Raw genomic sequence first — 12,935 nt, 5'->3', positions numbered from 1 at the left:
GTTGTTGGCCGGGTTGATATGGCAACAGCGTCTCAACAACGCGATGCCCACACGAATTCTAATTGCGGGAGGGCTTCCGGGCGGCCTCTACAACCGCGTCTCCGAAGAGTTGTCCCAGGACTTGCAAGCACGCACATCGGTGCCTTGCGAGGTCATGGAGACAAACGGCACCTGGGACAATCGCGAACGTTTGTTGGCCGGCGAATTCGAACTGGCCCCAATTCAAGCCACAGCGGTCAACGGAGAAACCCTTCGTGTGGTGGCACCGTTGTTCTACGAAGCCGTCCACATCTTGATTCGTGACGACAGTGAAATCGATTCGGTCGAAGACCTGTCCGGACAGCGCATTGCTGTGGGGCCACATGGCAGCGGTTCACGGCGAGCGGCCGAAATGGTGCTGGAGTCACTTGCATTGACCGAGGCTGTTTCACCGCGAGTCGAGATGCCTTGGGAGACACTTCAAGAAACCAATCCTGAGGTTTCTGCCGAGGCTGCGATCGTTTGCATTGGAGTGGGCAGCGATCTGGTCACACGAATGTTGACCGAGCAAAACTGGCATTTGTTGCCGCTGCCAGATGGAGTGTCGATCGCCCTGCAACATCCAACGCTGCACGCGATGACGATCACCGCCGACGCCTACTCCGGATCCAGCGTCCCAGCGTCGGGCATCCACACGGTCGGAACCACTGCGTTCCTGGTCTGCCGAGACACGGCTCCCGATCCATTGATTGAAAGCACTCTGCATTCGCTCTACGAAGAACCATCGATCATCGGATTGATCCCTGCCCGCCAAGCCGCCGAGTGGCAAGGCCTCGCCTTCCACCGCATCTCACGCCGCTTCTACGACGAGTTGGAAGCCGCTGCGGCGGAGGCAAATTAATCACTGATTGCAACAATCAGAAGTCATGGGAACTGGCAGTTTCAGTCGCTCGATAAGTGCACTCGACAACGCTTGTCGATCAAAGTCAGATGGATGTCCTTCACCGAGACCAGCGCAACCGGCCACAAAGCAAGGCCCGAAGGGTCGACAGAGCCATTGCCGGGGCCGTCAGGCCCCGTACCGTGAATGCCCACACAAAAACAAAACCCCAAAGGGGTGACAGAGGCGATTCCCTTCTGCCGACCGGTTGGGGCTTGGGAGTGGACCGATGGGAGTGCCACCGGGCCAGGTTAACGGGTGTGTTCGACGGGGTTGAAAACCCAAGGCTTTCGGCTGCCGTTGCTCCGCGACTGGATGTGCGTGTTGGGGTAGGAGTCACCAACCACACAGGCCATCCAGCGTCTGCGGATTCCATCGCTGAACGGTTTCATCTTGTTTTTGACTCAGTTCCCTGGTTTGAGCCTCGGCCTTCTTGCGTTGCAAACTCTGATCGCTGTCCGCGAATTCGTCTTCGGGGAGCAGGTTGTACGACACCAAGCCAACTCAATCGAGAGCCGAAGGAATCGCGAGTTTGCGAGCGCCGATCATTTTGATGCCCGCTTTTTCGTCCGTTTGGGTTGGCCTCGTTTCATATGGTTAAGGGCGTCCAGTTCGGTTGCTTGGCCTTGGTCACCGCAGTGTTGCATCCATTGATCGAGCTCGTTTCGCAACGATCGCATGGTGGCTTGATGCGCTGGGTCGTTGGCGAGGTTGTTCATTTCCAATGGATCTTCGGCGAGATCGTAGAACTCGATCTCGGGACGCTGCGTGTAACGTTTGACCAACTCGATCGCTTTCGCGTTTCCTGCTTCCGCTTCGCGTTTCCAACTGACAAACTCTTTCGAACTCGTGCAAGCATTTTGAAACGTCACGTGGGGAGTGAAGTTCCAGATGTATTTGTAGCGTTCCGATCGCACGCTCCGAATGCCGTAGTACTCGGAGCCGTTGTTGATTCCTCGTGTGGTCATCTCCCCAAACACCAGGTCTTTATGAGTTTGTTTGCCAGCCAAAACAGGTAGCAAACTTTTGCCGTCCAGTTTCGCTGCCATCTCGGAATTGAGATCACCACCGGCCACCTCGATCCATGTCGGAAGAAAGTCGATGTACTCGATCATGGCATCGTTGGTCGATCCGGCTTCGACATGTCCCGGCCAACGAACGATGCAACCCGATTGCAGACCGCTGTCATAACAAGTCCATTTCGCAAAGGGCATCGAATTGCCTTGTTCGCTGACCACGATCAGCATCGTGTTGTCGGCCACGTTGTATTGGTCCAACAAATCGATGGCCTCTCCCACCTGCGAATCAAAGTAGGTGATCTCAGCCAGGTAGCGAGACATCCCATCGCGAGTTTCGGGCGTGTCCAGGATGTATGGCGGCAGCTTGAGGGCTGCCGGGTCGTACCGCGAGGCGTCGCCTTTGTTCCAAGGTGTGTGAGGTTCGTTGGAACACAAAAACAAGCAGAACGGTTGCTCGGTTTCGGAGCACGCTTTCACGAACTCTTCGACGGCATCAAAGTTGGGATTGGATTTGCCGGGCAGCTGTTCCCAACTGAAAACCGACGGCGGGGCGATGTGTTTTTTTCCACTCTGTGCGACTTGGTAACCCAGTGGCTGCAGGAACTGAACCACGCTCGCGGTTCCCTCGGGAACAAATGTGTGATTGGGATAGGCACCGGATTTCACGGGGTATTGGCCACAGTAAATGCTGTGCCGAGTCGGCGAACACATCGCGACGGATTGGAAACAACGCGTGAACCGCATGCCTTCTTCCGCCAACGCATCAATGCGTGGTGTGTGGGCTTGGCCACCGTAGCAACCAATATCCCGAAAGGTGCAATCGTCCGCGATCACAAACACCAAGTTTGGCTGTTCATTCGCTGTCGCAGCTTTTCCCATCAAGGAAAGCGAGACAACAAAGACCGATAGCGAAAATAACAACCGAATCATGAGTTCACCTTCTTTCGCCAAACAAGGCGAGCATTCGCTGTGATTTCTTCATTCAGTTCTTCCATCCGAGCATGCATTCTCTGAACTCGTTCCGGGTCTTGCTCTGCAAGGTTGTTCTTCTCACCAATGTCTTCGGAAAGATGAAAGAGAAAGACTTCCGGTTCTGGAGCAGGTCCCTTGGCGTTCTTTCCGCGACGAGGAACCTTCCGCAGATACTTCCAGACCCCGATCCGGATGCCTTCGAGAGCACCATGAGCCGAGTAGAAAACGAATTCATCGCGAGCCGATTCGTTCGAGGTGAAAGTGGATGTCAAATCCACCCCATCAATCTTTCGATCGTTCTTCAGTGCGACGCCCGTGACCGAAGCGATGGTGGGAAGCAGGTCCATGTTGGTGGCAAATGCGTTGCTGGACGTTCCCGCGGGAATGCGTCCTGGTGCCCACATGATGCAAGGCACTCGCTGGCCGCCTTCAAAGGTGGTTCCTTTGCCGGCTCGCAGGGGTCCGGCACTGCCACCGTGGTTTTTGAATTGCAACCAAGGGCCATTGTCACTGGTGTAAACGATCAATGTCTTTTTTGACAAACCAAGGTCACGAACGGTTTGGACCAAGCGTCCGACTTCGGCGTCGATGTGTTCGATGACGCATTTGTATGCGTTCTGTGGATCGGGATCGTAGACATCCTCGGGCACATACAAAGGAATGTGTGGCATGGAATGAGGCATGTACAAGAAGAACGGTTTGTCTTGGTTTGCTTCGACAAACTCGATGGCACGATCCGTGTACCGACGCGTGATGGTTCGTTGATCAACCGGCAATTCGATGATCTCTTTGTCTTGCACCAACGGTGTGTTCCAAAACGTGACCGCGGAAGACTGATCCTTCCAACGTTCATCGGACGGCAATTTTCCAATTCGTTTGTTGTCGGGATGATTCATGTCGTTGGAATACGGAATCCCATAGTAAGAATCGAAACCGTTGGATGTCGGCAGCGTTTCCTTGTGGTGACCAAGGTGCCATTTGCCAACGCAAGCGGTGGCGTAACCCGCCGACTTCAAATGGTCAGCAATCGTGACTTCATCGGGATGCAACCCATGTTTGCTTTGAGGGAAGAGGACATGCTGATGCAATCCAACTCGTTTGGGATAGCAGCCTGTCAGGAGAGCTGCTCGCGAGGGCGAACACACCGAGCAAGCCGAGTAGAAACTGGTGTAGCGACGTCCTTCACTGGCCAAGCGATCGAGGTTGGGTGTTTTGATATTGGGCGAACCAAAGCAACCCAAATCGTTGTAACCCTGGTCATCGGTGAAGATCACGATGACGTTGGGTTTCTCGGATGTATCGGACGACTCAGCGGCCAAACCAGGGCGACCGAGCAACGTCAGCAAAGCGGCGAGGCCAAGGACGACGGACCTACGGCAAGGAATTGGGAGAGCGCATCTGAATGACATGACTTGCCTTGGGCGGGGAGGGAGTGTCAGGGTTCCATTGTCGACGAAGGAACCGGCGGGATCCCCACCATCATAGCCACTGCTGCCAGACGAAGCAGCAAAGGATGGTGCCTTCAGACCGCACATCCATGACGGCCCCCTCCGGGGCGTCGATTCAATGAGTGAGGTAGCGGAACTCGCCAAGAGTTTCGGCCTGCACCGTTATTCGGCGAAAGTCTTGGCGACTTCCGCTACGGACAGATGCGTCTGTATTAAAATCGACATCCTCCGGGGCGAATGCGCGTGAATAGCACCGAGAGAGCCCCGAGACCCACCCGCCTTGATCCACGACCGGCTCAGTTGGCGAGCAGTGCTTTGGTAGCGATCGTGATGTCGGGCTGGCGCATCAGAGATTCGCCAACCAGGATGGCTTTGATGCCGCCGGCTTTCAGCATCGCGACGTCGGCCGCGGTTCGGATGCCGCTTTCACCGACCACCAATCGATCCGACGGAATGCCGGCGGCCATGCGGACGCAGTGTTGCAGATCAGTTTCGAAGGTTCGCAGGTCTCGGTTGTTGATTCCAACCAACCGGGTCTTGGTTGCCAGAACCGGAGCCAAGTTCTCGGGTTCGTACAGTTCGATCAGCGTTTGCAGGCCCAACTCAGCGGCTTGCTCATCCATCTCGATCAATTGCTGAGGCGAGAGACATTCGGCGATCAACAACACCGCGTCGGCACCGGCGACGCGGGCCTGCAGCAGTTGATAGGGATCGATAATGAAGTCCTTGCGAAGGATTGGCAAATCAACCGCCGAACGAACGGCCCGAAGAAAGTCCAATGAGCCTTGGAAGAACGGTTCGTCGGTGAGCACGCTGATGCAAGCGGCTCCTCCGTCTTCGTACGACTTGGCGATTGTCGGTGGGTCAAAGTCTTCGCGAATCAGTCCCGCGGACGGGCTGGCTCGTTTGACTTCGGCGATCAAGCGAACTTGATCGGTTGCCGCGAGCGAGCCGTGAAAGTCGCGGCACGCGGGAAGATCCTTCGCCGCCGCGATGAGTTCCGCGGCGGGCACGGAAGCTTGATCACGCGCGATGACTTGGCGAGTTTTGACCAGGATGTCGTCGAGAATCGTCATCGCAATGCTACCGGTCAATCAGTGTTTGAAGTGACGACGACCGGTGAAGACCATCGCGATTTCGTGCTCGTCGCAGGCGGCAATCACTTCGTCATCTCGACGTGAACCGCCGGGTTGAATGATTGCCAGCACGCCCGCTTTGGCGGCCGCTTCGATGGAATCGGGGAAAGGGAAGAATGCGTCGGAGGCGAGAATCGCCCCATCGGAACGCTCGCCAGCCTTCTTGATCGAGATTTCGACGCTGTCAACGCGGCTCATTTGACCCGCACCCACGCCGATCAACGCCGTGTCTTTCGCCAACACAATCGCGTTGCTCTTCACGTGACGAACCATTTCCCATCCAAAGGAAATGTCGTCCCACAAGTCATCGTCGACGGGCGTTTCGGTGACGGTGTTCCACTGCAGAGGCGAGCTGACCATCCGGTCGGCGTCTTGCACCAACATGCCGCCGCTGATGAATCGGCGTGCGACTTTGCGAGCGGGTTCGTCCAAACGACCGACTTGCATCAATCGAACGTTGTCTTTCCAACGTGGTTTGGTCGTCAGCAGTCCCACCGCGCCAGCTTCGAAGTCGGGCGCCACGATGGCTTCGATGAACAAGCCGGGCTGGCAGAGGAATTCGGCGGTGGCTTCATCAAGCGTTCGGTTCATACCGATGACGGAACCAAAGGCCGAGAGTGGGTCACCCGCCATGGCTTTATCGACCGCGTCGGACAAAGTGTCCCCGGTGGCTGCTCCACAGGGGTTGTTGTGTTTGATCACCGAGGCGGCAGGTTCCGCAAAACCGCGAGCGATGTCGAGTGCCGCGTCGAGGTCGAGCAGGTTGTTGTAAGACAACTCCTTGCCGCTGATTTGGCGGGCCGAAACCAAGTTCGCGGATCGATCCGATGAATCGGAATACAACGCGGCGCGTTGGTGCGGGTTCTCGCCGTATCGCAATTGGGTTTTGCGTCGCAGCGACACGTGCACGGTGGCTGGAAATTCGCCTCCGACGGCGTCGCCTTGCATGTAATCGGCAATGGCTCGGTCGTAACCGGCGGTGTGGTCAAATGCTTCGGCGGCGAGCTGGGTACGAAGCTCGTCGGTTGTTCCGCCCGAATTTTCCAATTGGTCGAGGATCTCGCTGTACTGCTCGGGGCTGGTCGCGATCGCGACATCGCCGTGATTCTTTGCAGCGGCACGAACGAGGCTTGGACCACCGATGTCAATCTGTTCGATGCACTCTTCGCGGGTTGCGCCTGGCCGGCTGACCGTGGCGGCAAAGGGATACAAGTTCACGACGACCAAATCAAACGGCTCGATGTCATGGTCGGCGATGGTGTCCATGTGCTCGTCGACGTCGCGGCGAGCCAAGATGCCAGCGAAAATTCGCGGGTGCAGCGTTTTCACGCGACCATTGAGCATTTCCGGAAAACCGGTGTACTCGGCAACGTCTTCGACCTCGATACCAGATTGTTCCAAATGGGCGCGAGTCCCACCGGTGCTGTAGATCGTGACTCCAGCGGCGGACAATCCGGCGGCAAAATCTGCCAGCCCCATTTTGTCGCTGACACTGATCAATGCGTTACGGACGGGGACCACATCAGACACGGTAAACGACTCGGTTCAAGAAAACGGTGGAAGCTCGCAGGCTGCTTCCGGCAACGGAAACCGCCATGTTCCTTCCCACTGCCAAGACGGTCAAGGCACCGTTGAAGATCCGTCATGTGGCAAATGGTTCCGCGGGCATTCGAACGGGGATCCCGGCCTCGGCCATGTGCTGCTTGGTTTTCCCGATTGGGTGGGTCCCAAAGTGGAAAATACTGGCCGCCAAAACCGCATCGGCTTTGCCATCGCGAATGGCTTCGACGAGGTGATCAGGGTTTCCAGCACCGCCGCTGGCGACAACAGGGATCCGGACGGCTTCGCTGACCGCCCAGGTGATCGGAATGTCGTAGCCATCGCAGGTTCCGTCGGCGTCCATGCTGGTCAGGACAATCTCGCCGGCTCCCAGCTCCTCGACTCGTTTGGCCCACTCGACTGCTTGCAGTCCGGTCGGTTTGCGGCCGCCATTGATGTGGACCTCCCAAAATTCTTCGCCGTCTTTCTGGACTCGTTTGGGATCGATGTTGACCACGATGCATTGTCGCCCGAAACGATCGGCGGCTTGGCGGATGAAATCGGGATTGGTGACGGCCGCCGAATTGATCGAAACTTTGTCGCAACCGGCTGATAGCAACGCTCGCACGTCCTCGACCGTTCGCACTCCGCCGCCAACCGTCAGCGGCATGAAGACCTGTTCAGCGGTCCGGCGAACGACATCCAACAGGATCGCTCGTTCTTCGTGGCTGGCCGTTATGTCCAGGAACACCAGCTCATCGGCCCCTTCAGCTTCGTAACGCCGAGCCACTTCGACGGGGTCACCGGCATCTCGCAAGTTCACAAAGTTGGTGCCTTTGACAACGCGTCCGCCATGGACATCGAGGCAGGGAATGACGCGAGCGGAAAGCATGGGGGAATCCAAAGGGAGTGGCAGACAAGCAGGGCGGTGCTACCAACGTACCCAATCAGATTTCGAAAATGCAAGGATGCCAGCCGATCCTGATTCTCAGCGGATCCAGACTGGTCACTTGCTCGTTGGCGTTGGCGACCGCGGCCTTGCTGACGCTGCGGGCCGTGATTGCTGAAACCATCCAAACCGATCGGACTATTCCACTTGGACCTTGAAACGCAGGTCCTTGATTTTGGCTTGCGGGTGTTCCTTGGCCAGCTTTTTCAGAATGCGGCGTTTTTGAAAGGTCAGTTCCTGCATCACGACGCTGTCGATCGCGTAGATCATCAGCACACCGCGTTGCAATTTGCCAACTCGAAACGAAGAAGCGATCGAGGCATCGACGGCCGACTGGATGGTCCCCGTCAAAGCTGACTCCGCCCCGACGGAAGCGTATCCGCGTCGGCTCATCAACTGAGAGATCAGGCTGCCGATTTTTCGCGGGCCACTGGGTTTCTCCTCGACCAGTTTGGGAGGTAGTCGCTTGGGCGAATTCCCACCACGACCGGTTGGTCGGCGATTGGGTTCACCGCCGGATGATGAAGGCGGCTGTCCCATGGCGATCACCGATCACGAGCCATCGGCATGATGACGTAGGCGTACCCGTCGTCGGTCTGCAGCAGAGCAGGGGACTTGGCCGATTCAATTTCCATCACGACGGTCGACTCGTTGTCCATCACTTTGCAGAAATCGGCCAGGTAACGATGGTCCATCGTCAGCGTGATCGGCTCGCCGTCGTACGCGATTGGCAACTCAATTTGCGATTCACCCAAGTCGGCGGTTTTGGCTTCCAATTTCAGCGTGCCATCGGCGAAGGTGAAGTCGACTCCGCGGCTGTCCAGGTCGGTCACAATCGCGGCTTGGCGAAGGGCAGCGAACAGGGGCCCGACGACCACATCGATCTGGATCGCGTTTTCGCGTTGGGGCAAAACCTGACGCCAGTTCGGATAACGACCCTCGACCAATCGGCTGCTGATGACCGCTCGCGGGGTCCGGATCAAGAGGTCGTTTCCACGAGAGGCGACCTCGACGAAATCGTCCTTTTCGCTGAGGGCTCGCTCGATCAATCCGATCGCTCGCGTTGGCACGATGGTGGTCATGCCGCTGGTCGCGTGACCACCCACCGATTCGCCGGTGCCTTCCATGCGGGCCAGTCGCCGGCCATCGGTACCGACGGCGATGACGGAACTTTCTTCCATCTCCAGAAGCACTCCACCGAGGGCGTATCGACTGCTTTCGGAGTCGGTCGCAAAGACGGTTCGGCGGAGCATTTCGCGAAAGGTGCGAGTGCTGATTTGGTGGTACTTCGACTCGTCGAATTCGTGGACGCTGGGGAACTCATCGGGGTTGTTTCCGGGCAAGCGAAATTTGCTGCGGCTGCCCGAGATTTTGATGCCAGCTTCATCGGTTTCGATGGTGATCGTTTCGTCGTTGCTCTCTCTCAGAATCGGCCCGGTGCGAGCGACTGGCAGCAGCGCCGTGCCCTCTGTTTCGACTTCGATTCCTTCGGTCACGTCCAACCGAATTCCGACCTCTTGGTCGGTCGCCATCAGCGTGATCTTGTCACCCGCGGCGGTCACTTTGACGTTCTGCAAAATCTCCTTCGGCGACCGGCTCGGTGCAATCGATGCAGCGAGGACGAAAGCGTTGGCGAGGATGTCTCGTTGGCAGGTGATCTTCATCGGAGCGATTGAAAAAAGAGACGGAGCAGGAACGCCGACAACGGCCGGCCGAGCCCCGCATGCTTCGCGGCAAACACGTTGCTCAGGGCGGTCCAAGTTGTAACGCGATCACCTCGGATTGGCATCCCCTGACTGCTTCGCGGAAGAGCCCAATTCGAACACGGCCTGAAACCGGATGTCAGCTCGAGCGGTTCTTCCCAGGATGTTTGCTATCAAAACTTACTAATTTAATTACCGTCGTCGTCGTAATGCGTGGACACGGAATGTCTGAAAGCGTTGATCGAAACGCGTTTGAGACTGCAAAACACGATGAAAACACTGCTTTGGCCACTGTGGATAACCTGTCGTTTCAATGTCTCGAAAATGTCTGAAGTTGGGTCGACTTCGAACACACCCAGACAGTGGCTTGTTCAGGGCTGTTCAAAGTCAGACATTTTCAGACAGACTTCAGACAGTGAAATGACAGGTTATCCACAGGTGTTTTAGGGGTGAAAACGAGGGGTGATGAGCACCAAAAAAGAATCTGAAAACGATCCAAAAAAGTTCGTTTCGAAGACGCCCGATGACCCTCGTCTGACCGTTTTGTGGTCGACGGTCCAGTCAGCGGAGCAGGCAGAGGCGATCGCAAAGGGGTTGCTGCAGGGCGGTTTGGCGGCCTGTGTGCAGATCGATTCCCCGATCATCAGCCTCTACGTTTGGGAGGGCCAGTCGTGTTCAGAAAAAGAGTTTCGAGTGGTCATCAAAACCACTCGTCAACGGACCGATCAGGTGATCGATTGGTTGGCCCAGAACCATCCCTACGACGAGCCTCAGATCGTCGTTTTGCCAGTTGAGAAATCGACGCCGGGATACGCTCGCTGGGTCGCCGAGTCGACGTCGGAGTAGTCGCCGCTCGGCTCCGCTCAATGGCCCCTCGCCTCTGACCAATGGATGGAGGTTCGCTGAAGAAGTCGTTCGTTCGGGTGGAACTGAACGGCGACGTCGTTGCACCAAAAACGCCCTCTCGGGCTCACGAGGTACTGCAGTTTTCAGCGTTGGCGTACCTCTCCCGAAACGAAGTTTGGGGAGAGGTCGAGCGACGCCGTTCAGGCGTACGTGAGGGATGGGATGCGGCGCGGATTGCCGCTCCCCGGAAAGCTCTCTGAACGCTCGCTTTCCGCCCCTCCCCAACTGCGTTCAGGAGGGTGATTTCAACCTCGCGAGCACGGCACTTGAAAACAGCACGACCTCCTTTGGTGGAGGGCTGCAATGGCAGCGAGAATGAGCCGACCTTAGCCGGTCAGCTCACTTCAAATCACCGATCTGGATGGCGTCGATGGAGGAGAATTTGCCGACTTCCATGTTGGCTCCACCCAGCATCACCAAGCGGTCATTGGCGACCGGAAGCATGCGGTGAAAGAACCGGGCCGGTTCGACCTTGGCGACCGTTTCCCAGGTCTCTCCACTGGTGGCCAAACGGTGGACAAAACCGTCCAGCGTGGTGACGTACAGACGACCGTCTGCCGCGAAAGCAGAGGATCCGAAACCGGCCATTCCGGACCCAGGAAGGGCGGGTCCGAGCGACCAGGTTTTGGATGACGGGTCGTAGACATCGACTCGGGTGGTCGGGCCGCCTTCGGACCGCATGCCGCCAATGACAAACAGCTTGCCATCGTGAGCGGCGGCGCTGATCGCTCGCCGTTGGAAGGGGGGCGTGGCGACGGATTGCCATCCCGAATCGGGATTGGCCAGATCCAGCGACCAAGCCGTTTGGTGCCAGGTGCTGTCTTCACTCTCGCCGTTCAAACTCCATCCACCGAAGACGTAAACGGTGTCTCCGAGAACAGCCGCATCCAGTGAGGATCGACCTTCGGGCAGCGAGGGAAGCTCGGCCCAGGATTTCGTCTTTGGGTCGAAACTGGCGACGGCGGATTGTGATCGCAGGTCGTGTTCTTCGCCGGCGTCATTGACGGCGGTGAAGCCACCGATCCGAACCAGTCGGTCTCCGTGAGCGACCAAGGCCAACCCTTGTAGACGAGGACCGGTCGCGATCGTTTCCCATTTGGCATCGGGGTCGGTCGTGTCCAGAGCCCACAAGCGATTGGATTGTTCTTCGGTCGAGTACGAGTGAGCGCTGCCGGTGTGACCGCCGTAGGCATAGATCGTTCCGTTCAGGAACGCGGCTCCGAAACTGGTCAGCTCCTCCGGCAAATCAGCCAGCCCCGAGGGTTGGATCGACACGTTGCTGTCGGAGATCACCTTGGGTGATTCGGTTTGCTTTTTGGCAGCCGCCGCATCCGACGAGATTCGGAACGACGCGGTCAGGTAGTCGGCCGTGCTGGAGTATTCCTCGCCACCGAGTTCCCCCTTGGCGTTCTTGTCGGTCACGCCCGCCATGACCGAATTGAGACCGGGTTCGACGATGTCCGAAGAAAACGACACGCGGCCGTTGCTGTTGGTGGTTTCGGTACCGGCTTCGTGTCCATCTTCGCAGAACAGTTTGACTTCCGTGTCAGGCAAGGGTTGTCCATCACGCAGCAACTGAACTTCGATGTCGCCATTCTTTGCGGATGTGATCACCGTTTGCAAAGCGGCATCTGGACGAGGATCGCTGGGCCAAGATTTCGTGTCATCTTGTGGCAAGTGCTCGACGTGGTAGGTCAGCTTCATGCCGTGGTAGAGACCGTAGGTGACCGAACCAGCGACCTCGTCTCCATCGGGAATCGGTTGCGGGCTTTGGATGCCGACCAAGTCATCGGTTTCGACCGGTTTCATCTCAATCGTTTTGCCAGCCGCCGAAGCGTTGGTGCTGTGCAATTCGATTTGCTGGACCGCGTCGGGCATCGGGTAAGTGCGATCGTCGGTCGATTCACCGAACCACATGACCGCATGCCCGTCGGAATCCGTCGCCAGCCAGGGGAAGTGAGCCGAGGCAGTGGACGTTCCACCCAGGATTAGAGCCAAAGCGAGCAGTTGTCGTTTCTTGGAAGGTTTCATGGCGATGGATTCGTGATGAATGACGTTGGTGGTTGTTTGGAAAGAGAGTCGCCCGGTGAGACGACTCGGCAATTGGTGAGAAGGACGCGACCGACATCGGTATGCATCGTGATCCAGGGTCTCAACGTTTGTCCAGTTCGAACGTCAGCGGTTGAACATTGGCCGCGTCGATGGTGGCTCGCAGTTCGCCGGTGCTCTGATAGCGGGCTGGAATCGCGCGAGATTTCAGCGGGTCTCGATCACCGTTTTGAATCGCCGCCACCGCTTCGTTCAATTCAGGTTCTTGGGGAGTGATGACCACGTGATGATCACC

General features: G+C 57.2%; 11 protein-coding genes and 1 pseudogene. 2 read left to right on the top strand and 10 right to left on the bottom strand.

Annotated features, from left to right (window positions below):
* The coding region (locus tag ACF8AM_RS12925) for a TAXI family TRAP transporter solute-binding subunit (RefSeq protein WP_392556029.1) at positions 1 to 880 on the top strand (880 nt) is incomplete at its 5' end.
* A gap of 375 nt (positions 881 to 1,255) precedes the next feature.
* Here the strand turns inward: ACF8AM_RS12925 and ACF8AM_RS12920 are convergent.
* The 8 genes from ACF8AM_RS12920 to dnaN all read right to left on the bottom strand — a co-directional run bounded on the left by ACF8AM_RS12920 (position 1,256) and on the right by dnaN (position 9,646).
* The gene (locus ACF8AM_RS12920; RefSeq protein WP_392556028.1) at positions 1,256 to 1,414 is read right to left on the bottom strand and encodes a hypothetical protein; all 159 of its coding nucleotides are present in this window, start codon (positions 1,412 to 1,414) and stop codon (positions 1,256 to 1,258) included.
* Between the two features lie 50 nt (positions 1,415 to 1,464).
* The gene (locus ACF8AM_RS12915) at positions 1,465 to 2,868 is read right to left on the bottom strand and encodes a sulfatase (protein WP_392556027.1); all 1,404 of its coding nucleotides are present in this window, start codon (positions 2,866 to 2,868) and stop codon (positions 1,465 to 1,467) included.
* Entirely contained in the window at positions 2,865 to 4,319 is a 1,455-nt protein-coding gene (locus ACF8AM_RS12910; protein WP_392556026.1) for a sulfatase, read from the bottom strand. Before ACF8AM_RS12910 ends, ACF8AM_RS12915 begins: the two co-directional genes overlap by 4 nt.
* A 335-nt stretch (positions 4,320 to 4,654) precedes the next feature.
* Positions 4,655 to 5,434 (bottom strand): indole-3-glycerol phosphate synthase TrpC, encoded by a 780-nt coding sequence (gene trpC / locus ACF8AM_RS12905; RefSeq protein ID WP_392556030.1) that lies wholly within the window; start codon positions 5,432 to 5,434, stop codon positions 4,655 to 4,657.
* An 18-nt stretch (positions 5,435 to 5,452) separates the two neighbouring features.
* A complete protein-coding gene (gene purH / locus ACF8AM_RS12900) occupies positions 5,453 to 7,024 on the bottom strand; it encodes a bifunctional phosphoribosylaminoimidazolecarboxamide formyltransferase/IMP cyclohydrolase (protein ID WP_392556025.1) in 1,572 nt (523 codons plus the stop codon).
* Positions 7,025 to 7,136: 112 nt separating this feature from the next.
* Complete coding sequence (gene hisF, locus ACF8AM_RS12895; protein ID WP_392556024.1) at positions 7,137 to 7,925, bottom strand: imidazole glycerol phosphate synthase subunit HisF; 789 nt, start codon at positions 7,923 to 7,925, stop codon at positions 7,137 to 7,139.
* Positions 7,926 to 8,120: 195 nt separating this feature from the next.
* A complete protein-coding gene (locus ACF8AM_RS12890) occupies positions 8,121 to 8,531 on the bottom strand; it encodes a DUF721 domain-containing protein (RefSeq protein ID WP_392556023.1) in 411 nt (136 codons plus the stop codon).
* Positions 8,528 to 9,646, bottom strand: a complete 1,119-nt coding sequence (gene dnaN / locus ACF8AM_RS12885) for a DNA polymerase III subunit beta (RefSeq protein ID WP_392556022.1) — start codon at positions 9,644 to 9,646, stop codon at positions 8,528 to 8,530. Before dnaN ends, ACF8AM_RS12890 begins: the two co-directional genes overlap by 4 nt.
* 504 nt (positions 9,647 to 10,150) lie before the next feature.
* Here dnaN and cutA point away from each other — a divergent pair.
* Positions 10,151 to 10,531, top strand: coding sequence for a divalent-cation tolerance protein CutA (gene cutA, locus ACF8AM_RS12880; protein WP_392556021.1), 381 nt, complete (start codon positions 10,151 to 10,153; stop codon positions 10,529 to 10,531).
* A 399-nt stretch (positions 10,532 to 10,930) separates the two neighbouring features.
* Here cutA and ACF8AM_RS12875 read toward each other — a convergent pair whose 3' ends face one another.
* Positions 10,931 to 12,622 (bottom strand): kelch repeat-containing protein, encoded by a 1,692-nt coding sequence (locus ACF8AM_RS12875; RefSeq protein WP_392556020.1) that lies wholly within the window; start codon positions 12,620 to 12,622, stop codon positions 10,931 to 10,933.
* A 121-nt stretch (positions 12,623 to 12,743) separates the two neighbouring features.
* Positions 12,744 to 12,935: pseudogene (locus ACF8AM_RS12870) on the bottom strand (hypothetical protein); the annotation flags it as partial.

Source organism: Rhodopirellula sp. JB055 (genome assembly GCF_043100905.1).
In the GTDB taxonomy this organism is placed as follows: domain Bacteria; phylum Planctomycetota; class Planctomycetia; order Pirellulales; family Pirellulaceae; genus Rhodopirellula.
The sequence above is the reverse complement of the archived record's forward strand: the minus strand, read 5'-3'. Positions and strand labels throughout refer to the sequence as shown.

Coding starts and splice junctions, on each gene's coding strand:
- hisF (WP_392556024.1), bottom strand. CDS start 7,925: ATGCTTTCCGCTCGCGTCATTCCCTGCCTCGATGTCCATGGCGGACGC.
- ACF8AM_RS12875 (WP_392556020.1), bottom strand. CDS start 12,622: ATGAAACCTTCCAAGAAACGACAACTGCTCGCTTTGGCTCTAATCCTG.
- trpC (WP_392556030.1), bottom strand. CDS start 5,434: ATGACGATTCTCGACGACATCCTGGTCAAAACTCGCCAAGTCATCGCG.
- ACF8AM_RS12915 (WP_392556027.1), bottom strand. CDS start 2,868: ATGATTCGGTTGTTATTTTCGCTATCGGTCTTTGTTGTCTCGCTTTCC.
- ACF8AM_RS12910 (WP_392556026.1), bottom strand. CDS start 4,319: ATGTCATTCAGATGCGCTCTCCCAATTCCTTGCCGTAGGTCCGTCGTC.
- cutA (WP_392556021.1), top strand. CDS start 10,151: ATGAGCACCAAAAAAGAATCTGAAAACGATCCAAAAAAGTTCGTTTCG.
- dnaN (WP_392556022.1), bottom strand. CDS start 9,646: ATGAAGATCACCTGCCAACGAGACATCCTCGCCAACGCTTTCGTCCTC.